This window comes from Vibrio sp. SNU_ST1 (assembly GCF_030563405.1).
Lineage (GTDB): Bacteria > Pseudomonadota > Gammaproteobacteria > Enterobacterales > Vibrionaceae > Vibrio.
On the sequence record NZ_CP130748.1, the window covers coordinates 1765523 to 1790279 of the forward strand.

General features: G+C 44.1%; 22 protein-coding genes and 1 pseudogene. 9 read left to right on the forward strand and 14 right to left on the reverse strand.

All coding sequences use genetic code 11. From position 1 onward, the window contains the following. Positions 1–166: 166 nt before the first annotated feature. Positions 167–742: a nucleoside triphosphate pyrophosphohydrolase family protein gene (locus tag Q5H80_RS07655; protein ID WP_304564037.1), complete on the forward strand. Its 576-nt coding sequence runs from the start codon at positions 167–169 to the stop codon at positions 740–742. A 156-nt stretch (positions 743–898) separates the two neighbouring features. On the opposite strand, the gene Q5H80_RS07660 is transcribed toward Q5H80_RS07655, so the two are convergent. The 12 genes and pseudogenes from Q5H80_RS07660 to Q5H80_RS07715 form a co-directional block, all read right to left on the reverse strand. After that, on the reverse strand, positions 899–1387 hold the full coding sequence (locus tag Q5H80_RS07660; protein ID WP_017068284.1) for a GNAT family N-acetyltransferase: 489 nt from the start codon (positions 1385–1387) through the stop codon (positions 899–901). A 237-nt stretch (positions 1388–1624) separates the two neighbouring features. Then, positions 1625–3079, reverse strand: a complete 1455-nt coding sequence (locus tag Q5H80_RS07665; protein WP_304569396.1) for a lytic polysaccharide monooxygenase — start codon at positions 3077–3079, stop codon at positions 1625–1627. Between the two features lie 497 nt (positions 3080–3576). Beyond that, positions 3577–3936 carry a DUF6559 family protein gene (locus Q5H80_RS07670; protein WP_304564040.1) on the reverse strand — a complete coding sequence of 120 codons (360 nt, stop codon included), beginning with the start codon at positions 3934–3936 and terminating at the stop codon, positions 3577–3579. A 29-nt stretch (positions 3937–3965) separates the two neighbouring features. Beyond that, positions 3966–4724: a vitamin B12 ABC transporter ATP-binding protein BtuD gene (gene btuD / locus Q5H80_RS07675; protein ID WP_304564041.1), complete on the reverse strand. Its 759-nt coding sequence runs from the start codon at positions 4722–4724 to the stop codon at positions 3966–3968. Further along, positions 4711–5706, reverse strand: a complete 996-nt coding sequence (gene btuC / locus Q5H80_RS07680; protein ID WP_304564042.1) for a vitamin B12 ABC transporter permease BtuC — start codon at positions 5704–5706, stop codon at positions 4711–4713. The genes btuD and btuC overlap by 14 nt, the downstream gene beginning before the upstream one ends. 133 nt (positions 5707–5839) lie before the next feature. Further along, a complete protein-coding gene (locus tag Q5H80_RS07685; protein WP_304564043.1) occupies positions 5840–6868 on the reverse strand; it encodes a succinylglutamate desuccinylase in 1029 nt (342 codons plus the stop codon). Positions 6869–7146: 278 nt separating this feature from the next. Further along, positions 7147–8943 (reverse strand): M3 family oligoendopeptidase, encoded by a 1797-nt coding sequence (locus Q5H80_RS07690; protein WP_304564044.1) that lies wholly within the window; start codon positions 8941–8943, stop codon positions 7147–7149. Between the two features lie 145 nt (positions 8944–9088). Further along, positions 9089–9706: a histidine phosphatase family protein gene (locus tag Q5H80_RS07695; RefSeq protein WP_304564045.1), complete on the reverse strand. Its 618-nt coding sequence runs from the start codon at positions 9704–9706 to the stop codon at positions 9089–9091. Positions 9707–9732: 26 nt separating this feature from the next. Continuing rightward, a complete protein-coding gene (gene cobU / locus Q5H80_RS07700) occupies positions 9733–10350 on the reverse strand; it encodes a bifunctional adenosylcobinamide kinase/adenosylcobinamide-phosphate guanylyltransferase (protein ID WP_304564046.1) in 618 nt (205 codons plus the stop codon). Between the two features lie 9 nt (positions 10351–10359). Next, positions 10360–11166 (reverse strand): adenosylcobinamide-GDP ribazoletransferase, encoded by an 807-nt coding sequence (locus Q5H80_RS07705; protein WP_304564048.1) that lies wholly within the window; start codon positions 11164–11166, stop codon positions 10360–10362. Beyond that, a complete protein-coding gene (gene cobT / locus Q5H80_RS07710; RefSeq protein ID WP_304564049.1) occupies positions 11166–12212 on the reverse strand; it encodes a nicotinate-nucleotide--dimethylbenzimidazole phosphoribosyltransferase in 1047 nt (348 codons plus the stop codon). Before cobT ends, Q5H80_RS07705 begins: the two co-directional genes overlap by 1 nt. Before the next feature lie 127 nt (positions 12213–12339). Then, positions 12340–12414, reverse strand: a pseudogene (locus Q5H80_RS07715) (flavin reductase family protein); the annotation flags it as partial. A 614-nt stretch (positions 12415–13028) separates the two neighbouring features. Here Q5H80_RS07715 and Q5H80_RS07720 point away from each other — a divergent pair. The 3 genes from Q5H80_RS07720 to Q5H80_RS07730 all read left to right on the forward strand — a co-directional run bounded on the left by Q5H80_RS07720 (position 13029) and on the right by Q5H80_RS07730 (position 16458). Next, complete coding sequence (locus Q5H80_RS07720) at positions 13029–13724, forward strand: NAD-dependent epimerase/dehydratase family protein (protein WP_304564050.1); 696 nt, start codon at positions 13029–13031, stop codon at positions 13722–13724. 185 nt (positions 13725–13909) lie between these two features. Then, positions 13910–15283: an L-cystine transporter gene (locus Q5H80_RS07725; RefSeq protein ID WP_304564051.1), complete on the forward strand. Its 1374-nt coding sequence runs from the start codon at positions 13910–13912 to the stop codon at positions 15281–15283. Between the two features lie 413 nt (positions 15284–15696). Further along, the gene (locus Q5H80_RS07730) at positions 15697–16458 is read left to right on the forward strand and encodes a YdcF family protein (protein ID WP_304564052.1); all 762 of its coding nucleotides are present in this window, start codon (positions 15697–15699) and stop codon (positions 16456–16458) included. Between the two features lie 180 nt (positions 16459–16638). Here Q5H80_RS07730 and Q5H80_RS07735 read toward each other — a convergent pair whose 3' ends face one another. Then, positions 16639–17160: a DUF2058 domain-containing protein gene (locus Q5H80_RS07735; protein WP_010441213.1), complete on the reverse strand. Its 522-nt coding sequence runs from the start codon at positions 17158–17160 to the stop codon at positions 16639–16641. A 415-nt stretch (positions 17161–17575) separates the two neighbouring features. Between Q5H80_RS07735 and Q5H80_RS07740 the strand changes: the two genes are divergently transcribed. Together Q5H80_RS07740 and Q5H80_RS07745 are read left to right on the forward strand one after the other, a co-directional pair. Continuing rightward, a complete protein-coding gene (locus Q5H80_RS07740) occupies positions 17576–18910 on the forward strand; it encodes a sphingomyelin phosphodiesterase (RefSeq protein WP_304564055.1) in 1335 nt (444 codons plus the stop codon). 39 nt (positions 18911–18949) lie between these two features. After that, positions 18950–19900 carry a chromosome partitioning protein ParA gene (locus tag Q5H80_RS07745; protein WP_304569397.1) on the forward strand — a complete coding sequence of 317 codons (951 nt, stop codon included), beginning with the start codon at positions 18950–18952 and terminating at the stop codon, positions 19898–19900. 4 nt (positions 19901–19904) lie between these two features. Here Q5H80_RS07745 and Q5H80_RS07750 read toward each other — a convergent pair whose 3' ends face one another. Beyond that, positions 19905–20939, reverse strand: a complete 1035-nt coding sequence (locus Q5H80_RS07750) for an AraC family transcriptional regulator (RefSeq protein ID WP_304564056.1) — start codon at positions 20937–20939, stop codon at positions 19905–19907. Between the two features lie 218 nt (positions 20940–21157). On the opposite strand from Q5H80_RS07750, the gene Q5H80_RS07755 reads away from it, so the two are divergent. From Q5H80_RS07755 to sbcB, 3 genes are all read left to right on the forward strand, one after another. Next, positions 21158–22171 (forward strand): DUF2804 domain-containing protein, encoded by a 1014-nt coding sequence (locus Q5H80_RS07755; RefSeq protein WP_304564057.1) that lies wholly within the window; start codon positions 21158–21160, stop codon positions 22169–22171. 90 nt (positions 22172–22261) lie between these two features. Further along, positions 22262–23110, forward strand: coding sequence for a sterol desaturase family protein (locus Q5H80_RS07760; RefSeq protein ID WP_304564058.1), 849 nt, complete (start codon positions 22262–22264; stop codon positions 23108–23110). A gap of 207 nt (positions 23111–23317) precedes the next feature. After that, positions 23318–24742 (forward strand): exodeoxyribonuclease I, encoded by a 1425-nt coding sequence (gene sbcB / locus Q5H80_RS07765; protein WP_304564059.1) that lies wholly within the window; start codon positions 23318–23320, stop codon positions 24740–24742. Positions 24743–24757 lie beyond the last annotated feature (15 nt).

Below are 24757 nucleotides of genomic sequence, written 5' to 3' on the forward strand. Positions count from 1 at the left end.
GTATATTTAGAAGAGTAAAGGGTAATAAAACACAATAATCAATTGGTTTGTATGCAAAATACCTCATTGGTTCAATGAATAAAAGCTGACTTCTTCGACTTTGCGTTAGCACCCTATTCCTACCTTTGTTAAAATGCCCCATTAACGAAACAGAATGGATAGGAAAATGAACCTTTCTCAACTAAACCAAGAAATCTACGATCACCTTTACCGCGACATTGAAGAGTTCCGCAGTACTTTTGATCTGCCTGTTGCTGCGCCTGAAACAATGGACGAAAAAGGCGATACGCTACATACCTCGCTAGCGATAGAAGAACTAACAGAACTTGCAGAAGCCGACTCTAAAATTGAACAAGCGGACGCTATTGTAGACAGCGTTTATGTTTTGATGGGACGTTTGGTTCACCTTGGCCAAGCTAAGGTTGAAGACAATCTAGCAATCAGTTACCTGATCGACCTACTGTTGAATGTTTCTAAAAACCGCTCAATTGACTTCTTACCTTGTTGGGACGAAGTACACTCAAGCAACATGAGCAAAGTATGTCGCAACGAAACTGAATACGCTGAAACAGAAGCTTTCTATGCTGAGCAAAACATCAAGCTGATGGCGGTTCAAAAAGGCGAATACATCATCGCTAAGTGTGCGGAAGATTTCGTATCTGAAGGTAAGACAGTTCGCCAAGGTAAAGTGCTAAAATCAGTACACTACCGCCCTGCGAACCTAGAGCCACTAACGGCTTAAGACAGGTTATGGCTATAGCTGTTTAAAGCATCAGCGGACCAAAATAGCAAACGCTACGTTTAAATAACGTGGCGTTTTATTATCTGTCAGTGATTTCTAACTGTGTTAATCGTAGCTTTGTGCTAATTGTAGCCGAATGTTAGTTACAGCTAAGTGCTATACCAGTCGAGCCATGTGATAAGCCGCCACATATTCGCCGTTTCTAAAGGCAAATCCAGCCGACTCCCCTTCAATAACGAAGCCAAACTTCTTATACAGGCTGATCGCTCTTTCGTTATCAGTATACACCGTTAACTCCATTCGCTTGATATTGATCCAGTTATCACACAAGTCGATCGCGGTCGCGAGTAGTTGGCTACCGACACCTTTGCCTAGCACATCGTCCTTAACACCCATACCGAATGAAGCTACATGGCGCCTTCTCGGGTTTACACACACTTCCATTCCCAAATTACCAACAATCTCATCGTCGATCATCGCGACATACGAGTACACGTTATCGGGCATATTAGAGATTCGTTTTTGCCAGCTTTCCAGAGATGGGTTTGGGAGTTGCAGCGTACCGGTATAAGCATTAGTGCATTCGTAAACTTCTTTGATTCCCTTTGCATCTGACGGTTCAGACCGTCTCACTATAATACTCATCGCAACTCCTACTATTTTCATCGCTAAATATGAAACACATCCTTAATGTGCACCTAGACACACTATCAAATAGTAAATATTTAACAATAGGTTAGATGAAATTGTTTTCATTGGGGCTGATCTGGGGAATGTATGTGGATGTTCTGAAAAAGTAAATTTGAAGAATTAAGGTTTGTTAAACTAGAGGTAATTAGATATGGGCACCTCGGGTGTGCCCATATCGTGAAATCTATGGCGTTATTTAGCTGGGCGCCATACGCCCCACTGATCATTTTCGTAGGTCGCTTTAGGGTTTGTACCACCTTGAACCCACCACTGTGCTTTCCACGACTGGTTCGAGTACGTTACAACTTCACCGCCTAAGTAAGTCGCTGATGAATCCCATGTGCCATTGTCTGGGTCAGGAGTCGGCTCAGGATCCGGCGTTGGATCTGGGTCAGGTGTTACGCCACCGTCATCGGCAATCACTTCGAACGTGAAGGTTTCAACACTATCACTTTCAATAGAACTAGCCATGAATGACAAGGTTTCATTCGCTACAATACCAGTCGTATCTACGACAACTGACGCGGTACCGTTATTTTGAATGCTTACTGTAGAACCTTGAGTTTGAGTTAATGTCGCCGCTTCACTTGTTGCAATTACAACTTTGGCGCCAGCATTCACTACGTTGTCACTCTTCACTAGCTCGTAGATGTCGCCTTTTAATGGTTCAACACCACCGTCGCCACCATCAATCAACGTTAACTGACCAGAAGCACGGCTATCCTTTGAGTTAAAAAAGTTACGTGAAGGATCGTTTTGGAAGTACATGTAGTGCTGCATTTCAGCGTGCCAATCACCAATGAAGATCGCGCCATCTTTAAACTCTTCGTGCCAGCCGTTAATTTCTGAAGCCAACAAGCGAGCCCAATCGTTAACGTTTGAAGCGTCGATGACGATGTCGAAGCTACGCGCTACTTCACCGTACTTGTTGATGATGTCGTACTTAACGGTATCGCCAACTTGTGGTGTACCAAAACCTTCTGAAACAAATAGGTCGCCACGCACGAGATCAGGCTCAGGACCCGGCTCTGGTGGAGGAGTTGTACCACCCGCGATAGTGATATCTGAACAGTTGTAGAAGCCTTCACCCGCTGCGTCGTCACGTTGCCAACGTACGTATAAGATTGCGTCGCCAGAGCGATCTGAAGGAATCGTCACGTTGATACGGTATTTGCCACCACTTACCGGAACATTCCCCTCTTTTTGGATAAGATCTAAGTCACCCCACGCTAAACTTTTGCTTAGATCCGCGTTTGGTTTCGTTAGATAAAACTCCCAGAAAGAAGGATTGTGTGGTGCAGTCGCGTTGAATACATATTCAAATGTACCAGTGCTTAGCTCGGTGCGAGCCCAACCAGTATGTGGTGCTCCCATGCCGCGTTTTTGTGAATCATTGGCGTAACATAACGTCCCGTCAGGTATCGCCGCTTTCACTGCATTGATGTTGTTGAAGTCTTGAATGTTTTTGGCGTATTCGTTGCGTTGAACGAACGGATATGACCCAGAAATCTCTTTTGCTTGAGCACATGCAGCATTTGGTGGTGTACCCGACCAAACCCCGCCTTGCTCATAACATGTGTTCTGACGTGCACTTGGAAATTCAGACCAGCCATGAGCGTTTGCTACTGATGGCACACTCGATAGCATAGCCATCCCCACTGCTATTTTTAGAATATTATTATTTGCTGTTTTCACTTTCCCACTCTCTATTATTTTATCCTGCACACAACATTAATTGGTCACTTACCAACCTAAATTGCAGTTCGAAGGTTTATAGTTTTTAATTGAAGAACAACGAAAAATATATACGTCATAACTATCAATAAAAGGGGGATTTATTTTGAAAGGAATCAGAGTCACACAACTCAAAGAAATGAGTTCGAGATAGATGATATTGCTTCGAATTATCAATTTTTACCGACAAAAATTACGCATTCCCTAAGAAAATAGATCGCTAGGAAGGTATTTTTTCATTGAATTAATTGGAGTGAAACGCTCGCATAAATAATGATATTGAGTGCTTTTTATCATCATTATTACGTTGTTGAGACTGTTGCAAAATCGCTAAGCTACTCAGCTAATGAGCTAATGAGCGTATGTCTATAAATCGATAAATCACTAAACGTTAATTTGAACGAGCTAAACTAATAGCGGCTATTCATACCAAATCGATTCGACATATCATCGTCCATACGACCGCCCTTCCAACCGCTACCGCCCAACAAATTAAGTACATCACGCGCGTTATATTCCTCACCACCGAAGAAGTCATTAGACACATCATTACGCAGTAATTGAATGGCTGAAACCAGTTCAACAGCAAGGTCTTGTGGATCAGCAAATAAAGCTAAGGCAACCAGTTGTTGGCGCTTACTCAATTCACACGAACTCGTTTCTACCTGCCCAATAGAGAAAAAATCACTGCTTCCGTACGCTTTCACCAACTTTCCAGAAAGTGATTTGATTACTTTCTTGATTCGTCGTCGTTGAATATATCTAAACATATAGATTGCCTTGTATTGATGAGCCTAAGTTAACCAAACAGCAGGTAAGTTTGATTATCGACTGAGATACTTTTGACTTCAGTATTGAACACGGACTCTAGCTGTTCAGGCGTAAGAACTTGTTCTGCACTACCTGATGCTTGTAGTACGCCCTTGTCGAGCAGCAGTACTTGGTCGGCATGTCTCAAGGTTCGGTTTAGGTCGTGGTTAGCCATAATAACCGCAATGCCCTTCTCAGCCACTCGTTCGATAAGCTTATACAGCAATGCTTCTTGAGCAATATCCAATGGCGCTGCAGGTTCGTCTAGGATCAGGAGTTTTGCATAAGGATTAAGCGTCGGCCAAATTTGCAGGCACATTCCCGCCAAGCGAACGCGTTGCCATTCACCACCAGACAGAGTCTGAATTGAACGATGAAGTTTGTCTGTGATGTCTAGCATCTGGCTGATTTCGTCCAAAGCTGCATTGATTTCAGCATCAAGGCCGTGCGACGAGCTTGGCAGTGACAACGCAAGGTATTGGAACACTTCCAAGTTGAAGGCTGGCCTTGCACTTTGACAAAGATAAGCGCGATGCAATGATAAATCTTGTAGTGATAATGCTGACAAGTCTTGACCGTCGATCTTTATATCACCTTTGTAGCCATCACCAACGCCAGATATCGCTTCTAATAAGGTACTTTTTCCACTGCCATTAGGACCGATGACGTGAGTCACCTGCCCTTGCTTGAGCTCAAATGATAGTGGTAATAAACGAGCGCCGACGCTCAGGCTCTTAATTTGAATCATGATTTTTAATTAACATCCAAATGAAGATAGGCGCACCGATACTGGTAGTCATCACACCCAAGGGTAGTTCTGCTGAATCTAATAAAGTTCTGGCACAAATATCAGCAAATACAAGCAATGCTGCACCAGCAACGGCAGACAAAGGAAGAAGGTATCGGTTGTCGGTACCAATCGCTAAACGTAACAAGTGTGGCACAACCAAGCCAACAAAGCTGATCACGCCGCCTAAAGCAACCGCGCAGCCGACTAAAATAGACACAGCGAAGATCAAGCGCCAACGTAATTTCGGAACGTTCACGCCTAACTGCGCAGCATGGGTCTCGCCAATCATTAACTTATCTAGCTTACTACCTTGCAGGCACAACCAAATAATCACGGGGATCATCACTAAAGTGAGCGAGTGTTGATACCAAGTGACGCCACCTAAGCTGCCCATCAGCCAATACATCAATAAGCGTAGGCTGAGGTCATCACTAAAATAGAACGCCCATGTCACCATCGCACCAGAAAGAATGCCCAACGCGACACCGACTAGCAGTAATTTGGCGGTAGTAAGTCGCATCGTTTTTACCATACTAACCAGAATAACGGTAAAACAGAGCGAGCCTAAAACGGCGGCAATCATGAACAATTCAGGCGTAGGAGCAAACGGTAAGAAGAACAGCACGATCACCATCGCCAAGCTTGCGCCACCAGAAATGCCGAGCACACCTGGCTCTGCTAATACGTTACCCAATAAGACTTGTAAGCTTGCGCCAGATACAGCCAAACCTGCCCCGATAGCAATAGCCGCCAATAGTCGAGGTAAACGTAAATCAATCAGTAGTTTTTGTTCTAACGTAGACAAGGTGCCCAGAGGAGAAATGAAAAGATCGCCAACCATTAGGTAAATCGCACTCAGCGTGACAAGCAGTGCTGCCATCAGATAAATGGCTCGGGTCCATTTGCGCTGTTTTTGGTGAAGAAGTTGTTGGAAATCCATATCAAGCTACTTTGAAATTGTTCGCGTAACCTTACCTGTATCCCTAAATAAACTCAAGGCTCACACCGTAATGTGAACCTTGATATTTCAACCAGTTGGACGGTTGTTTTGAACGATTAAACCCGACTGGATATTAATCGTATACAAGCTGACCGTGGTCGAATCGTGTTTCAACTTCGCACACCATTAAGGCCGCTCGTTGACCGATAGCCACGTTGCGATTTGGGAATACCACCGCTTCGTTTTCATTCTTCGCCATCAATGGCTTATCGCCATCATGACCAAACACTTCACCGTGCTTGAACGCCGTAAAGTTTTCAACGGCATCAGAGAACATGAAATCAAAATCATCATGCAAACGAACAATGGTTCGGCTTACGCGATAAGTAATGGTTTTCTTTGGTAAATGCTCTGGTTCTATTTCAGCAATCAGATTGCGCATTGCTAAATCGAAAGCCGTTAACTTATCAAGATGGTTCTCACCAATTCTTGCTACCTGCCCTAACTCCATTGTCAGTGCTTGGGCTTCAAAGTTTTCAGCGCTGTACCAACTGAAAGTACTCGTTGGCGCATTGGATAACAACACCGCTTCAACGTGAGCACTGTTAATAAAATCGAACAAGGCTTTACTGCGAACTTCGTGGCGAACCTTAGGGCTTACGGCGAAAGAGTAATGCTTAGACAAACGGATCGCACAGTGCAGATCTAAGTGCCAACGAGTGGCAGGTATCGTTTCCTTGTAAAACTCAGTAACCAAGTCTTTCAAGTTATTCGCGATATCCACTTCTCGATTGCTCTCGTACTGCTTGTCATCAAACAGACGGTTCATGTTCACATCAAGAAAACGAGTATGCGCGTTGGTTGCTTCTGGGTGAGCGATGATGAACAAACATCTTGCGGTCACTACTTGGAAGCCAGTTTCAATATCCTCAATGAGCTTATCAATCAGCTCCATTGGTGAAGTTTCGTCGCCATGAACACCTGTTGAAAAGATGATGTTCTTGGTCTCAGAATTATACTCCGCGGGAATCACTTCCAATACACCGCGTTGATGAAGCTTAATTTGAACACCGTTACTCAGTACGGTCTGTCCTGCAATCATTTCTTGCTCAAGATCTAGGCTGTCAAAAAGAAATGATTGGCGAAAGAGGGTCTTCGTCATGCGCTACTCCTTAATTGCACGGCCGTATGTTAATAAATTGTACATAGAAATTGTGTTGCTAGGATCGCACTTATCAATAGAAACTCCGTTATCACTCACAAATACTACCCATATATTTTTATATTACCTGCTGACTTTACTAACCGACATCTGTTCCAAATAACTTTCTCTATTTAAAGCAACTTTTGGCTGTCTCAGCTTTTCTCAAGTCATGTCAGCAAGATAAGAGCCACGTAAGCTAACACAGCTCTTACCTGCCATGAACAGATTGAGATCAATTAATCTTCCTGATCGAGCAATCTTTCAAATTCATCGATTTGAACTTTGACCATGTCGATGCTTTGTTGCCAGAAATCAGCTTGAGTCAGGTCCATCCCTAAGTGCTTCTCAACGACTTCTTCCGCCATCATACTGCCCGTATCACGAAGCAACGAAACGTAATCGCCGTAGAATTGCTCACCTTTCGCATCGCGCTGAGCGTAAACACCTTTACTGAACAGATAACCGAACAGGTATGGATAGTTATAAAAGCTCACTTGAGAGATGCTAAAGTGCAGCTTGCTCGCCCAAAAGTAAGGGTCGGCTTCTGTCATTGCATCGCCATACCACTCCTTCCAAGTGGTTTCCATCAAGTCACACAGCTGCTGAGCCGTTAGCTCGCCTTTTTCACGCTGCTCGTAGAAGGCTTTTTCAAATTCGAAGCGAACGGGAATATTCACCATTAGTGCCAAAGAAGAAGAAAGCTCTTCCCACAGCATTTCAAGTTTCTCATTGCGTGTTTGTGCTTGTTTTAACAAGTGGTCACGGACGATGTTTTCAGCAAAGATTGAAGCGGTTTCTGCTAGCGTCATTGGGTAGCGTGTTTGACACAACGGCATGTCTTTCATCACCCAGTTGTGAAACGCGTGACCTAGCTCGTGCGCCAATGTCATTAAGTCTGAGCGGCTACCACTCCATGTCATGAACACAAGCGGGGTGCGTGTCGCAGCAAACTTGGTGCAGTACGCGCCTAAACGTTTGTTGGCAGCTGGTGCGGCATCAATCCAACCGTTCTCAACCATTAATGCGACAAAATCAGCCATCTCTGGATTTACTTCAGCGAACGCAGTTTTGATCACTTCGATAGCTTCATCGAATGGGTAAACCTTAGATTCAGCGTCACCAAGTGGTGGCATTGCTGCTAAATGATTCCAAGGCTTCATTTCATCCAAGCCGTGAACTCTTGCCATCAACAAACCCGCTTTCTGACCAACAGCTCGATTAGCTTTCGCTACCGACATCATGGTGTCTAGTGTTTCTGGCACAATACGGCTGCCGTGTAGGCTTGGATCAAGGAAATGCACGTCGCTTATTTTCGAGCGTTTTTTGTTCTCTGTCAGTCGCCAACCCGCAAGCGCATTTAGAATTGAAGCAAATGACTCTTGGTGTGTCTTCATTGCGCCTTGAACTGCGCGCCATGCCGGTTCTTGTTTGTCGAATTCGCTACCGTACAACAAGCTCGCCGCTTGTGAAAAACCTAGTGCTTCGTCTTCACCGTTCAGCTTTAGCGACAGTTTTAAAGAACCAGTTAGGTTATCGTATAAACGACCCCATCCGTCACGCCCATCAACCTTCATCGCTGCCAATAACTGCTCTTCAGCAACACTGAAACGAGTGCTTGATAACTTACGTGAGCTTTCGATAGCAAAGCGTTGCCCTGCAACATCCGTGCTGTCATGCTCTAATACTGCATCAATAAATTCTGGTTCTGCGTGAATTAGCATGTCTTCATAAGGGCTGAACGCTTGAGACATTTCAGAATTCAGTTTCGCAACTCGACCAAGTAGTGCTTTGGCTTCTGTGTGTGTCGCGTCTACCGATGCGTGACAATTAGCGAAAGTGTTGATCGTGCTCAGTAACGTGCCTGCTGCTTCAGAAGTTTGAATGGCGTTTTGCATCGCTAGAATAATATGACGCTTTTCAACGTGTAGGTACAACAGCTCAATGCACTGTTGGATGAGTTCAATGTCCTGCTCGATTTTTGCATCATCAAGATCGCGATAAGCAATGCTTAGATCCCAACTCGGTGTTGTCATGACTAAATTCCTTTCACGTAAGTAGTAATACCAATCTGGTATAGCGGCTGTGAACGCCGCTTTATATTTCGATTTTTATTTCTATTTCTGTTTCAATTTACAGGTCTAATAGATTGTTAATTCTTAAACTGTGTTTTTTGAACACTCAGAGAACAGGTAGCCCTATCGATTTGACGCTGGTAAAGCTCTGCGCAAACTGAGTGATTTGAATATGAGTTATCGACGCGTTTTCTATCGATAGCTTCGAGTACAAACTCGGATTTTTCCAATCGATATCAAGGCAGTGCGCTAACAATATGCGAATCACACCACCATGAGTAACCAATAATAGATTGTCACTTGGATCGTCCAAAAGTTGCGACCAAGCTTGAGTTACTCTGTCGTGGAAGCTCTGTAAACTTTCTGCACCAGTCAGTTGATGATTAGCAGGGTCTTGCCAAAAGGTTTCTAGCATTCCCCACTTGTCTTCAAGCTCATCAAATGGGACACCATCAACGTCACCGAAGTTCATTTCCTGAAAGTCTGGTGCAACAGATAAAGGCACAAACATACGCTGTGCGTATCTGTTTGCGAGATCGCTGCATCGCCTTAATGGTGAGGTAACCACGCAATCAAAGGCAATATCTTGTTTTACCAGCGCCCCACATATCCGATCTTGAAGATCAGGATTAACCAACACATCGGATAAACCATTAAGTGCCGCTTCGCCTTCGACTTTGCCATGTCTTAGTAGATAGATGTTTTTGGTTGTTCCATTTTCCATTTGTTCAACTAACCTTTGATACCAATCTAATTATGAGTCGAGCTTTGAGTCGAATGGCTCGATGATTTTAAGCTCAATGGTAATCCTGCGGCGACCAGCGTGACACGCTCAACAACACGAGCTAGCGCTTGATTCATGCGACCCGCATTGTCGACAAATAGGCGCGACACTTTACCTAGCGGCACCACACCTAAACCGACTTCGTTAGAAACCAAGATAATTTGCGCCGGGCTTTGCTCTACGCTTTTCACTAAAACTTCAACCACGGCCTCAACCTGTTCATTGGTCGCATCATCACCCAACTCAAAAATAATGTTGTTCAACCACAAAGTTAGGCAGTCAATCAACACTACATCGTTTTGATCAAAAGACTGCAGTTTTTCGGCTAATTCAACAGGGGCTTCATGCTCAATCCACAGCTCACCACGACGTTGTTGATGGTGCGCAATTCTCTCACGCATTTCGTCGTCCAAATAAGTGGCCGTCGCAATATAGTTGAGACGTCCATTTGAACATGCTGCAAGCGCACATAAGGCCTGTTGTTCTGCAAAACTCGACTTACCAGAACGAGCCCCACCCAATACCAAATGGCTATTTCGCTGACTTACTTGATTAATTTGATTAGTTTGATTCGTGCTTGTCATAGGAACCTGTTATAGAAAACCATTGTAAAAAGCAGTAATGAACACAAGGTAAATCAGTAACTCCATCAACTGTTGAGCAGCCCCCAAGCAGTCGCCAGTAAAGCCACCAATTCGTGCCATTAACCATTTTTTGAAACCTAATCTAAACAGATAGGCGACGACAGATAAAACCAAAACGAACTCAAGACCAAACCACAGGCTAGGCAGAACGCCCACAATCAATAGGAAAACGAGCTCGCTCTTAGTTTGCTTATTGGCCAATGGCTTACTTTTACTGGTATCTAAATCGCTAACGTAAGGCATGTCGTAAATCAGTGATGCAGCAATCGCGCGACTAAAGGTATAACTGGTAACGATAACCATAAACAAAGCTGTCATGTTGACCAACTCATTCAACAGCACCCACTTGCCCAGCAGAGCCATAACCAGAGCCGACGCGCCATAAGTGCCAATTCGACTGTCTTTCATAATGGTCAAGCGTCGTTCTAAGGTCATGCCTCCGCCAATACCATCCGCCATATCGGTTAAGCCGTCTTCATGGAAAGCACCAGTGAGCATCAAGCTAAAGCTCATCATCAAAAAGATGGCCACTGCACTCGGCAGTATTGCATCGAGTAGCAAGAACACACCGCCACACAGAACACCAAGTAACAAACCAACCGTTGAAAAATAGCGACCAGAACGGTTCATTCGCTCTGATGAATAGGGAGTGTTCTTTGGCATTGGTAAGCGAGAAAAGAAACCTATAGCCAACGCAAACAGCTCCCACTGATAAGTAACTCGACCTTTCAACGATCTTTCTGGCGCATCACTCATTAAACCGTGACTCCAGCACTTTCGAAGCTCGCCATGTTGTTATAAAACTCGGCTGCCGCACGAACAATTGGCATAGCTAGAGCAGCACCTGTACCCTCGCCCAATCTCAATCCAAGATCGAGCAGTGGTTCAGCGCCTAGCAGCTCTAATAGAATTTTGTGACCAGACTCTTCAGAGCGATGCGCAAAGATCATGTAATCACGGCAGTTCGGCTCAATTAAGGTCGCGACATACGCCGCAACCGACACGATAAAGCCATCGACCAACACAGGGGTTCTGTTTTGATATGCGCCAAGGAAACCACCCACCATTTGAACGATCTCATAGCCACCAACTTGTGCTAGTACCTCTTTAATATCTTTAATATCTTTAAGCTCTAAACCTTTGCAACGCGCAACACCTTGCTCAACCACAGCTACTTTACGTGCAAGCTGTTCATTGTTGATGCCAGTTCCTAGGCCGACACACTCACCTGCAGACCGATTCGATAATGCACTTAAAATCGCTGATGCGCTGCTGGTATTACCGATACCCATTTCACCAAACATGATGATATTCGTGCCATTCGAAATGGTTCTAGAAATTAGTTCTGTACCAAGTTCAATCCCTCGATCAACCGTTTCGAGGCTCATTGCAGCTTCATTGGCAAAATTATTGGTTCGTGTACCTAAACGCTGAGAAATCAACATGACACTGTCAGATTCAACAGGCAACAATATGCCCGTATCGACTACCGTGATATCGATATCATTCACCGCACAGAAGCAATTTATCGCCGCACCACCGCTCAAGAAGTTCAACACCATCTGTTGTGTCACGGCACTTGGAGCAATACTCACACCTTCATCTGCTATGCCATGGTCACCAGCAAAAATGATGACACTTGGCTTCTTCAATTCGATGTGCTCAACCGCAGTTTCTTTGCCTTGGCTCTGAATCAATGCCAGTTGATGTGCGACTTTTTCTAGTAAGCCAAGCGCACCAAGTGGCTTAGTTTTTTGGTCAATTCGGTGTTGGATGTACTGCGAGTATTGGGTATCTAACATAGGTTTGAAAACACTTTTTTTGAGAAATATTAGTATTTAGGATCAACAATTTAAACCACGTTCAACTATTGCGAACAATCAGTTTGATAACATTGATTCAGGGTATATTAATGTAATAACGCTGTTTGGGGCGAGGCACAACGGTTTGTGTCATCAAGTGATAAATCTGAGTGGGAGCGAGAGTATCAAGCTTTAGGTTCATAGCACGTCCTTGGCCTATGTGAATTACGACTCAGTTTACGTGTTAAGCAATGCTGTATCTATGCCTAATCAACAGAAACGGTAGAGAGTGTTCTTAATTTAAACAGATCACACCGGTATTTTCTCAAATTGACAGTCAAGTTGACGAACCCGAAACACCTACAATATTGATAATAGATTTATCAATAACTTACATTTTGGCATCGTTTATGCTTTATCTAAAGTACTTGTTAATCTCTCCATTGATGAGTGCCCATACTGTGAATACCCACATCGCAGTTGCTTTAAAAGAAAACAATCGATTGAAAGACAAAACCAAACAATGATTTAGGAGGTGGAATGATTCCAAACTCAAGCAAAAGAAAACCAAATAAATCAAGTAAGAAAACCAGCAAAAAGGTAAGGAAAATCCCACTCTCCTTTACCTAGCAGGTATCGAAGCAATAAGACAATAAAGTAGCAAAGTAAGTAACAAGCCCGTCGCCCAGCGGGCTTTGTTATATTTAACACCTTAAAACCCCATACCTCTGACGCTTATTTATAGAATTTTTGTTCGCTTAAAATTCAAACACTGTTTATATTAAACAAGCACTTGTAGAGGGAGTAAGAAATAGAATGAGTATATATGGAGATAAAACATCGGTTGTTATAGCCGGTGCGACAGGGTTAATTGGCCATCATGTCCTGAGACTGCTCATTAGCGAGCCCGCTGTCGAACACATCTATGCTTTGTCACGAAGAGCATTAGGTGAACAATTTCACTCCAACAAACTCGATACACTCATCCACAACGATCTACAAGTAACAAGTTGGGATGACACCAACGCGACGCCCAACTTAGGCATTATCTGCTTAGGCACAACCAAGAAAAAAGCAGGTTCAAAAGAAGCGCTGCGAAAGATCGATGTAGAACTGGTTAGCCAAGTGGCACAGTCGATGAAATTCCTTGGAGTTCAACGTGTCGCAGTCGTTTCTAGCTATGGCGCTTCGCCAGACTCCTATTCACACTACCTTCGCTGTAAGGGACAAATGGAGCAAAACCTAAAACGTATTGGCTTCAAGCAGCTATTCATCGCTCGTCCAGGTCCACTTGTGGGTGAACGTGCCGAACCCAGAACTGATGAAAAACTCCTACAAAGACTCTTCCCTTTAATATCTCCGTTAATGTTTGGAAAATTCAAAAACCTACGCCCTATCCAATCTGAAGATGTAGCTAAAGCAATATTATTCCGATTGTTCGAAAATAATTTCCAAAGTATCGAAATTTACACCTCGACTGACATGCTTAATTTATTAGCGAAATATCGTTAAAACGTCTATCTATCCACCATAATGTTGAATATCCATCCAACCCATTGGGTGGATATTACTAATCGTTCTAATAAATTACTTTTCCTTATTTTACGTTTTGTTACAGGTCGCTATTTTAGCTAACAGTATTTGCGCCCATATATCTAAGCGCCCTATCGATTCAAGGTTATTCATAAGGAAAAACAATGTCATTTTCAGCTATCGCTGCCTTAGCGATATTCACTGGTATCCTCTTTTTTCTCTACGGACAGCAGAAAAAAGAAAACACGCTTTCTCGCCTCGTTTTACTCGGTTTAGTTTTCGGTAGTGCTTTTGGCCTTGCTCTTCAACTGCTATTTGGTGAAGGCAATCCTGTTATCAAAGAGACGCTCGACTGGGTAAACATTGTTGGTCGTGGTTACGTTGGCCTACTAAAAATGGTCATCATGCCACTGGTGTTAGTTTCAATGATTGCGGCAGTAGTGAAGCTTGAGAAAGGCGGCTCACTAGGTAAAATTTCTGGCATCACCATTTCTGTATTGCTAGCAACAACGGCAATTTCTGCGATTGTTGGTATTGTTGTAACACAAGCATTCGGCTTGTCCGCTGAAGGTTTAACTGAAGGCGCTCGCGAAACAGCACGTATCGCAACACTAGAAAGCCGCATCGGCAGCGTTTCAGATCTAACTATTCCACAAATGCTAGTTAGCTTTATTCCGACTAACCCATTTGCAGACCTAACAGGGGCTCGCTCTACTTCTATCATCGCGGTAGTTATCTTTGGCGTGTTAACGGGTATTGCTGCTCGTAAGGTGATGGCAGAGAAAGAAGAATTAGAATCTCCAATCCGTACGTTCGTTGAAGCGGCTCAATCTATCGTTATGCGCTTAGTTAAGATGATCATGGCACTAACGCCATACGGCATCGCAGCATTAATGGCGAAGGTAGTCGCAACGTCAAGTGCTTCTGACATCCTAAGCCTATTGGGCTTCATCGTTGCTTCTTACGTCGCTATTATCCTGATGTTCGTCGTTCACGGTGTGTTGGTTTCTTTTGTTGGTGTCAACCCGAAAGAGTACTTCCAAAAGATCTGGCCAGTACTCACGTTCGCTTTCACGTCTCGTAGTTCTGCAGCAACGATTCCACTGAACGTTGAAGCTCAAATCACGAAGCTTAACGTGCCACCAGCGATTGCTAACCTGTCTGCCTCTTTCGGTGCGACGATTGGTCAAAACGGTTGTGCGGGTATCTACCCTGCAATGCTAGCAGTCATGGTTGCGCCTACGGTTGGTATCGACCCAATGGACATCAACTTCATTCTGTCTCTCATTGCTATTATCACAGTGAGCTCATTTGGTATTGCCGGCGTTGGTGGCGGTGCAACTTTCGCGGCACTTATCGTACTACCCGCGATGGGTCTTCCTGTAACTATCGCAGCACTGCTTATCTCTATCGAGCCACTTATCGATATGGCACGTACAGCGCTTAACGTATCTGGTGCAATGACAGCCGGAACAATAACAAGCCGCCTATTGGCTAAAAAGGACAAGCAGCAAGATTTGGAACAAGCGAACGCTTAATGGGTTCGATTGATCCAATAACTTGAGTCTCGTTAAACAAAAACCGATGCACATGCGTCGGTTTTTTATTGCTTATTTGTTTTGTTTTGTTTTGTTTTGTTTTGTTTAATAGCATAGAACAAGGTTTTCAATATTCGATTAAAATAATAGAAGAAGCTCATAGGTATAGAATAAAATATGAACAAGATGTAAATGTCCTTATTATTTTCAAGCCTATATTTAGAAATCAATAATCGAACAATGATAAAGCGTTTTTGTTATTACTTGCACGAACATCGACATTCTATAACGCAAAACACCATATTTGTTCAATAGCACAATAGGTTAACTATGAAATACTAGCAAAACTGATATATGATGCGACGCTTCAAACATGCCTATCATTCTGGCACCCGTTCGATAACAGGATCCTCATGAGCTTTATTATATTATTACTTCTTCTGGTACTCGTTGGCGTTACACGTTTACTTCAGTGGAGAAAAACCTCTAGTTTTATCAAACTTCTTCTTATCTCTTTATTTATATTGATTGGTTCGGGTTTAATTCCTCGCTATCTACTAAACGACCTGCAAGCCAATTATGAGCGCAAGCCTGACATTCAGTGGACCTCTCACAATGCCATTGTCTTACTTGGTGCTGGTACTCAACTCATCGCAAGTACACAAGAATTTGAGCCGACCTTTTTCTCGTTCGGTCGCATCAATGAAACGGCAAGCCAATATAAAAACTGTGCGAAGGCTCAAACCATATGCAAAGTGGTCGTTAGTGGTGGAGATGCACAAAATAATGGTGTAACCGAAGCGGAAGTTTACCAACAGCAGCTGCTTAGACTCGGAGTTCCACTCGCCGATATCATCCAAGAAGCGAATAGTGTCAACACTTGGAAAAACGCGCAGCTCACCAGTGATCTAATGAAGCATCACCAGTTCGACAACATTGTTCTTGTTTCATCTGGCCTGCATATTCGTCGTAGTGAACTCTACTTTAGTCATTTTGGATTAAACGTCGTTCCAGTACGAGCCGACTACATGGCTGCCCAGATTTCATGGTTACCATTATGGTACAACTTCGCAGTTACAGACTTTGCATTGCATGAACAATTGGGCTTTGCTCGTTACAACCTTTACAACTTTATGGGTTGGAACAGTAAACGTGAGAAGCCCGGTGACGCCTGATCGCTTCAACCGTGATCTAACTAGTTAGTTAGCTATTTAGTTATTTAGTTATTTAGTTATTTAGCTAGTGATCATTTAATATCTAGGAAACCCACAGCTCATAAACAAAAAATGCAGCGACAATCGAAGGATTGTCAGCTGCATTTTTAATTCGTGCTTCTACTCAGTACAAACGGGTAATTACCACATTAGGTCATCTGGGATCACGAAGTCTTTGTACGGGTCATCTTCGTCGACTTCGTCAGTGCTACCTGCTTGCGTATCAACGATAGATTCTTCGTCGCGCATAGCAATCTTGTTCGCTACTGCTGTTGGAATAACAACATAGCTCTCGCCTTGACGAGCAATACTTAGAATGCCTTTACTTAGTTGCTTTTGAGTCAGCTCTTCTACGTAAAGGTATTTAACTAGCGTACCGTCGGTGAAGTTATATTTGATCTCACCGTTCTTCTGTTCGATCTTGTTCATCTCAATCAGTTGCTTCACTTGAGCTTTAATTTCTTTGCTCAACTGCTGTTCTTTCAACTGTTGGTTTAGTTCTTTGTCTTTCGCTTGCTGCGCCAGTTTAGTTTCTTCTGCCGCCGCTTTTGCTTCACGAGACTGAACGCGAGACTTTTTAGAGCCTTTCTTCGCCTTCTTTAATTTTTTCTCATTTACCAAGCCAGCTTTAAGCATCTGCTCTTGGAGTGTTAACTTTGCCATGACTTTCCCAGTTAAGGATTAAAAACGGCACTATCATACCTGTTTTTAGGGTTTCTGTTTACTGAACAAGAACAAATTACAGAACAATCGTAAAATTAGTGCTGGTAGATCTATGCTGTCGCAATAATCCCTTCTTGTTGCTCACAACCTCTGATCTCCCCCAACAAACAGTTTTCGTATAAGCACGCCAACATTGGTTGTTCCACCGACTCGAAACCATTACCTAACCCTATTACTCGCGCGCGTACCACTTATCATTCCAACAAGACAATATGTTAATTTTCAATGGTTAATCAATTTTATAAAACCTTGGCATATATCTCATATTTGAACAAATGCCATAGAGTTATAACTCCAATGTCATAACTCTTGACTACGTTATTCTAGACATCAATCAATAAGGATAACGTAAACGATGAAAACTCAATGGACTTGGTTAGCTGCACTTGTGGCATCCACATCAATCGCTTCGACCTCTGCGATAGCAGACACCGACGTGTATCTCACCAATAACACAGATCAAGTGATGACCATTCAAGCCAATCACACCGGCACCGACCAGCTTCAATTCGGTGATGAGTGGCAACAGCATGTTGAACAGATTGGCCCTTGGGAAACGAAGAAGCTGATCAGTTTCAATCGCTGGACTGGTGTGAAATCTGGGAAGACCTATGAATTTGACACTGTGGTATCGAACGCCGTCGGTGAGAGTGTCACGCTCAACCAAACCATGAAGGGACATTGGTATAACTCAACACTGCAACATGGTTTGAGTGCCGCAGACGTCAACCTAACGTTGCATGACGATCGTAATATTCATCGCAGCACGACCGATGCATTCGGGGTCAATGCAGAGCTAGCACTTAAAGCCGATTCTACGGCGCGCTACGATGATATTTATTACACTATCACCCCGCCAAAAGTGGATGAACAACCAGAGCCAGATGCCAATACACTCAAAGTCATGACCTATAACATCTGGGCGCTGCCTGCCATCGCTTCGCATATTGGTGACCGCTACGACCTTCTCCCTCAATATGTAAAAGGCTACGACGTGTTGGCGCTACAAGAGGTGTTTGCCAACGGCAGAGATGAATTCTTGCGTGAACTTGCAAAAGAGTACCCGTACCAAACCAAAATGCTCGATAAAGATGGGATTAACATCTATGACGGTGGCGTGGTCATTGTCAGCCGTTACCCTATCGTTAATGAAGCGCAGTACGTTTTCCCTGATTGTACCGGAACGGACTGCTTCGCAGACAAAGGGGTTAATTATGCCGAGGTTATCAAGAATGGTCAGGCTTACCATGTATTCGGCACCCACACGGCATCATTCGATACGGATACCGCTCGTGACTATCGACAACGCCAATTCAAGCAGATGCGTGCACTGGCTCAATCTCTGGATATCCCGACATCAGAAACTGTGGTTTACAGCGGTGACTTCAACGTGAACAAACTGAAGTTCCCAGGTGACTACCAACAAATGTTCGCTAACCTGCAAGCCGCTGAGCCGGAGTATTCAGGTTATACTGCTTCTACCTTTGATCCTCGTATCAACAACTTTGCAGGCGAACCTATGTCTGGCGGGGAAAACGTCGAATACTTGGATTACGTAGTGGTGAGTTCGGAGTTCGCACAAAAAACTCACAACAATAACCGTGTGGATGTTCTAAGATCAACAAGCAGTGAGTTATGGAAGCACTACAACCTTTCAGACCACTTCCCTGTTAGTGCCGTGATCAAGTAACTCGGTGAACCCATAATGCATCGAGTTATATTAATCCTAATGCTCGTCACTGTGACGAGCATTATTGGCTACTCATGGTCATCAAAACCAACGGAAACACTGCTATCTTCTGTTCAACACGCAGAAGCTAAGCCGCGTGTTTCTACGACAACTGATGACGATAATTTCACACCAACTGCAACCGCCAGTTCGGAAAATTCCGCATCGCACAGCAATCAAGCCCAAGCAGGAACACTGGACGGGAAAATTCTTGCTGAAAACTTGAGCGAATTCGAAGGTAAGGCTTTATTCGATGAACTCGATGGGTTCTGGAAGCTTTGCCAACAACGCTATGACTGTAATGAGCAACTCGCACCATTGAAATCCGAATTGCCGAGCATATGGTTTGAGTTACTGAGCAACTATCCGCAGCTATCCGTCGACTGGCAATTAACCCAAAGTACTATCCCACTAGAATCCATAGAAACTCTTGAAGAGCGTGTTGCCCTATTCAAACAATCTGCACAGCAAGTATGGGGAGAGTTGGCCCACCAGCTATTCGCAGACCAGTTTGCACATCTAGATTTTACGCTCGACGCAAACACCCTTATAGAAAACGAAGCGAGCCAATTTTTGGCCAACTATCAAAATTTGCTTAGTGAATGGCAAAACAATACGGACACGTTAAACGCCGAAACACAGCTTCAGAAATATGAATTGGCAGTCTCTTTGATACCCAACAGCTATAGCCCTGCTGAGATAGTATCAGTCAAGGCCGACCTTCAAGGTGCCTACTTAGATGAAGCGCAGGCCAGCACCATTGCCGCGCGAGAACAACAAGTCGCACAACAGCAACAAACCGTGATGAGTTATCACGAGCAACTGGATCAGCTCAAAGCGACCTTAGACTCTCAGCGTTCCTCAAGTTATGCCACTTGGTCTCAGCAAGATTGGGACAGTTACTATCAGCAGCAAGTCACCGGTTTCAGAGAGGAGTTTTTTAGCAAGTAACGCCTTAACTTAAACCGTCACGAAACTGCGCGGGCGTTTTATTGAGCCACCCTTTAAACGCCCTTCTGAAATTTGCAGGATCGCTATAACCAAGCCTTTCACCTATGTCATCAATGCTCATGGTTGTGCCGAGTAGCAGTTCTTTGGCTAGTTCCACTCGAACTTCGGTAAGCAATACTTGATAACTGGAATCATGGGTCACTAGCTCTCGCCTGAGTGTACGAGAGCTACTGCCAAACTCATCCGCAAGTTGTTCAATATTCGGAAAACTACCTGCGGTTTGATAAAAGATCGTTTTGATCTGGTTAGTCAATAAATGTTCCGAGTCCAACGTTTCGACTATCGACTGACAAGACGCGAGATAACGTTTCAATGTCGCGGCATCATGAGTCAATAAGGTTTGTGATAAAAGCGAGACATCAAAACGCAGTTCACAATGGCTCTGCTCAAAAACTACAGGGCACTGGAAACGGTCGTCATAGAGCTTGGCGTAATTCGGGTGAGCATAAGGCAAAGCCAAAGTGTGAATATCCAACTCATGACCAGTCAGTTCTTTGAACAAAGAGACGATTGAACTCAAGAAGTACTCACTGCAGAAAGGAAGCAGATCGCCCACTTCTAAAGTGTTCTCAATCTGAATCACCGCTTGCTCGGAATCTAAAAGCAATTTAACCGAGAAGATAGGACCGTTCAGGCGCAAATACTTGAAGCCCGACTTGATGGCCTCTCCAACATTCTGGCTAGTCGATAGCGCATAACCCAACACACCAAAGTGGCTCAGACTTGCATGCTCTCCCAACCAAAGACCCAAGCCATCGTGAGGAAAACTCTGATTAGCCGCGCTAAATAACGTAAGCTTATCAGCGTAAGTCAGCTTTCCATTCGGATCTCGCCAATCCATGTTGGACAGACCCACATCATTGAGTAGACTTTCAATATCGATACCTCGTTGCTCTAGCGTATTTAACAGCAGCGCGATATCTAATGTGCCCAACTGATGCCTATGTCCGGTTGGCTTATACTCCGCGATAATATGCAATCGTCTCTCCTTTACCAACGTAGTTGTCACTCGGCTATAAACTCAAAATTCATTACTAAGCATTCACTACTCAGCAATCAACATTCACTAAGCAGCACAAACAATCCATGCTTATGAAATCGTGATCAGTAACGCGCTTTTGTCCGAATATGACCTCCCAATCCTACACTACTCATCGCACAATGGCTTTAATTGTTAAATTTGTGTGAACTATTGCAATGATAAAAACGAACCCAGCCCCACAAAGTTTGATTGATTCTAATGGTCAGCCGATCATTGGACATTTCGATGGTATCCCAAAGCACCTGAACATCGAGAACTTTGACTACCGAAATTCGATGGATGCAAAAGCCCCCCCTTGGCAGAAGCACTTTCATTACAAACAATTCCAGTTTGCCAGCATTGTCACCGACACGCACATTATTGGTGTCGCTATCGCGGATATTCGCTACTTGGGCTCAGCATTTTGTTATGTCTACGATATCGAGAGTAACAAGCTAGAAGAGTGTTCATGGTTACGACCACTGGAATTTGATAAACAAGTGACCGCTTCGCCATTTGAAGGAAAGACAAGCATTGCAGGCCAAAGCATCACCTTTGATATTGAAGACGGACAGTGGCGAGTTAGCTTGAATACCAAACTCATCAAGGGCGATATCGCTTTAGAAACTGAAGCCGACAGCCTACCCATAGCGATGTGCAGCCCAACAGGTTATTCAGGTTGGACTTACACTCAAAAGCACAATGCTTTGCGCATCAGCGGCGAAATTCTAATCAAGGGAACATCATTAAACCTCACGCAAGCTCTAGCCGGTTATGACTTTTCAGCAGGTTATATGAGGCGTGAGACCAGTTGGCGCTGGGCAAGCATCAACGCGCAATCCAATGACACAGATATTGGCCTGAACCTCGCAGCGGGCGTCAACGAAACGGGCGGCTGCGAAAACGTAATATGGGTGAATGGAACCAGACACTTGCTTAACCCGGTACACTTTACGTTTAGTCGCCAAGACACGAGTTTACCTTGGCAGATAACATCACAAGATGGACGCATTAACCTGATCTTTACGCCCCTTAATAGTCGCAGTGAAAAGCTCAATTTGTGGTTACTGAAGAGTAATTTCCGTCAGTTCATCGGTCACTTCTCTGGCTCAATAAAAGACAACAATGGTATTACCCACCAACTCGATGATGTTCTTGGCCTAACAGAAGATCACTTTGCACGCTGGTAGCGAAAGTCTGCTGAGCACTGAATCTCAGGCGAGCAAGTCTAAGTAAACTTGATACTAAGAACGCATATGGCGTCTCAACAAGGATAAAACATGAATATCGACGCATTAATCAATCACCCAGAATGGCTACTACTGGTATTAGCGCCCTTGTTCGTGGTGTGCATGTTGGCTGAGTTTTTTATCGGTCAGAAACAAGGTCGACTGCCAGATAACTCCAGCTATAAACTTTCAGAAGTGATGTGTAACTTCACGCTTGCAGGAATGCATCAACTCTCCGATTTACTCACCGGATTATTGGTTGTGCACCTGTATCTTTGGATGTTCGGTTGGCGCTTAATGGACATCGAAATAGGCGTGCTGAGTTTTATTGCATTGATGTTGTTACAAGACTTTTTCTATTATTGGTTCCATAGAGCAAGCCATCGTGTTCGCTGGATGTGGGCTGCGCACGTCGCGCACCATAGCTCAGAACGTATGAATTTCAGCACAGCTTTCCGTCAGAGTTTGATGTATCCACTTGCTGGGATGTGGCTGTTCTGGGTGCCGCTCGTCATCATAGGTTTCGAGCCTAAATGGGTCATCTTTGTGGTACTTCTCAATCTAGGTTTGCAGTTCTTCGTCCATACACAATGGATACGAAGCTTGGGGCCACTTGAATACCTCTTTAACACCCCGTCGCACCACCGTGTGCATCACGGTAAAAATCCGCAATACATCGATAAGAACTACGCCGGTGTTTTGATTATTTGGGATAAGTTGTTTGGTACGTTCGAACCTGAAGTTGAAACCGTACGTTACGGCGTCACCAAACCTGTAAATAGTTTTAACCCGATAGTCGTCACCTTCCAAGAGTGGAAGGCAATATTCAAAGATTTGAGAAACCGAAAATTAACCTTAAAACAAAAAGTTCAGCGGATACTTTCTCCTCCGTCGGATTAAACGAGCGATAGACAGATTGTATTAACTAAGAAACAGCCTTAACTGGATTCAAAAGCATACCCACGCGGCTCGATTGAATAGTAAACCACCGTTTTACGGGAATTTATTTGTGATCTGGGTTGCACGTGTACCGCATACTATCAGATACTGAACAAAACTAACCTTCAGCCACAGTAAATGTTCCACGCTTACTGTTCAGGAAATTCAATGAGTTCAGATAATCAGCCGACCTACTTCTTTTTCGATTACGAAACGTGGGGCGTTAGCCCAGCAAAAGACCGTCCGAGTCAATTTGCGGGTGTTCGTACCGACCAAGATTTCAATGTTATTGGAGAGCCTCTGGTTATCTATTGCCAACCTCCTGCTGATTACCTCCCTGCACCTGAAGCTGCATTGATCACCCGTATCACACCACAAAAAGCAGCTTCTCAAGGTCTTCCTGAACCAGAGTTTATCGCTAAGATCCATGCTGAGTTAGCGAAACCAAACACCACAAGCCTTGGCTACAACAGTATTCGATTCGATGACGAGGTAACGCGTTACACCTGCTACCGAAATTTCATTGACCCATATGCGTGGAGCTGGCAGAACGGCAACTCACGTTGGGATCTATTTGATGTAATGCGCGCTGTTCACGCACTGCGCCCTGAAGGTATTGTTTGGCCAGAGAATGAAGAAGGTTATCCAAGCTTTAAATTGGAACACTTATCGGTGGCAAACGGCATTGAACATGAGAACGCGCACGATGCGATGGCCGATGTTATTGCGACCATAGAGTTAGCGAAGAAGCTGAAAACTGCACAACCTAAGATGTTCGATTACCTTTACAACATGCGTCATAAGCGTAAGCTGAATGACCTTGTTGATATTGTAAACATGACACCATTGATGCACGTTTCGGGCATGTTTGGCCGTGACTGCAACTACACAAGTTGGATTGTGCCTATGGCTTGGCACCCAACCAATCAAAATGCCGTTATCGTGGTTGATTTAGCCAAAGATCCAAGCCCACTGTTAGAACTGGATGCTGATGAACTCAGAGACAGACTCTACACCAAACGCAGTGAACTGGGTGAAGACGAGCTACCCGTACCAATCAAATTGGTTCAACTGAACAAATGCCCTATTCTTGCTCCAGCCAAAACGCTGACGGCTGAAAATGCCGAAACCATCGGCATCGATCGCCAACAATGCTTGAAGAACTTGGCTCTGCTGCGCGAACACCCAGAGATCCGCGAAAAACTGATCGGCCTGTACTCACAAGAGCGAGAGTACGAAAAGAGTGATGATGTTGATACTCACCTTTACGACGGTTTCTTTTCTCCAGCTGATAAGACCGCGATGAACATCATTCGCGAAACTGACCCGAACAACTTGGCAGCTTTAGATATCACCTTCAGCGACGAACGTATTAAACCGTTACTGTTCCGTTACCGTGCGCGTAACTTCCCATGGACACTTGACGAAGCTGAGCAACTAAAATGGGCAAACCATTGTCGTGAGTTTTACGAGTGCCGTTTAGAAGAGTACATGCTCAACCTTGAAAACCTCGCGCACGAACATGAAAGCGACGAGAAGAAAATGGCTATCTTGAAGGCGGTTTATCAATACGTAGAAAAGTTAGCTAGCTAATTCCATTATCAAGAG

Coding starts and splice junctions, on each gene's coding strand:
- Q5H80_RS07655 (WP_304564037.1), top strand. CDS start 167: ATGAACCTTTCTCAACTAAACCAAGAAATCTACGATCACCTTTACCGC.
- Q5H80_RS07660 (WP_017068284.1), bottom strand. CDS start 1,387: ATGAGTATTATAGTGAGACGGTCTGAACCGTCAGATGCAAAGGGAATC.
- Q5H80_RS07665 (WP_304569396.1), bottom strand. CDS start 3,079: ATGCTATCGAGTGTGCCATCAGTAGCAAACGCTCATGGCTGGTCTGAA.
- Q5H80_RS07670 (WP_304564040.1), bottom strand. CDS start 3,936: ATGTTTAGATATATTCAACGACGACGAATCAAGAAAGTAATCAAATCA.
- btuD (WP_304564041.1), bottom strand. CDS start 4,724: ATGATTCAAATTAAGAGCCTGAGCGTCGGCGCTCGTTTATTACCACTA.
- btuC (WP_304564042.1), bottom strand. CDS start 5,706: ATGGATTTCCAACAACTTCTTCACCAAAAACAGCGCAAATGGACCCGA.
- Q5H80_RS07685 (WP_304564043.1), bottom strand. CDS start 6,868: ATGACGAAGACCCTCTTTCGCCAATCATTTCTTTTTGACAGCCTAGAT.
- Q5H80_RS07690 (WP_304564044.1), bottom strand. CDS start 8,943: ATGACAACACCGAGTTGGGATCTAAGCATTGCTTATCGCGATCTTGAT.
- Q5H80_RS07695 (WP_304564045.1), bottom strand. CDS start 9,706: ATGGAAAATGGAACAACCAAAAACATCTATCTACTAAGACATGGCAAA.
- cobU (WP_304564046.1), bottom strand. CDS start 10,350: ATGACAAGCACGAATCAAACTAATCAAATTAATCAAGTAAGTCAGCGA.
- Q5H80_RS07705 (WP_304564048.1), bottom strand. CDS start 11,166: ATGAGTGATGCGCCAGAAAGATCGTTGAAAGGTCGAGTTACTTATCAG.
- cobT (WP_304564049.1), bottom strand. CDS start 12,212: ATGTTAGATACCCAATACTCGCAGTACATCCAACACCGAATTGACCAA.
- Q5H80_RS07720 (WP_304564050.1), top strand. CDS start 13,029: ATGAGTATATATGGAGATAAAACATCGGTTGTTATAGCCGGTGCGACA.
- Q5H80_RS07725 (WP_304564051.1), top strand. CDS start 13,910: ATGTCATTTTCAGCTATCGCTGCCTTAGCGATATTCACTGGTATCCTC.
- Q5H80_RS07730 (WP_304564052.1), top strand. CDS start 15,697: ATGAGCTTTATTATATTATTACTTCTTCTGGTACTCGTTGGCGTTACA.
- Q5H80_RS07735 (WP_010441213.1), bottom strand. CDS start 17,160: ATGGCAAAGTTAACACTCCAAGAGCAGATGCTTAAAGCTGGCTTGGTA.
- Q5H80_RS07740 (WP_304564055.1), top strand. CDS start 17,576: ATGAAAACTCAATGGACTTGGTTAGCTGCACTTGTGGCATCCACATCA.
- Q5H80_RS07745 (WP_304569397.1), top strand. CDS start 18,950: ATGCTCGTCACTGTGACGAGCATTATTGGCTACTCATGGTCATCAAAA.
- Q5H80_RS07755 (WP_304564057.1), top strand. CDS start 21,158: ATGATAAAAACGAACCCAGCCCCACAAAGTTTGATTGATTCTAATGGT.
- Q5H80_RS07760 (WP_304564058.1), top strand. CDS start 22,262: ATGAATATCGACGCATTAATCAATCACCCAGAATGGCTACTACTGGTA.
- sbcB (WP_304564059.1), top strand. CDS start 23,318: ATGAGTTCAGATAATCAGCCGACCTACTTCTTTTTCGATTACGAAACG.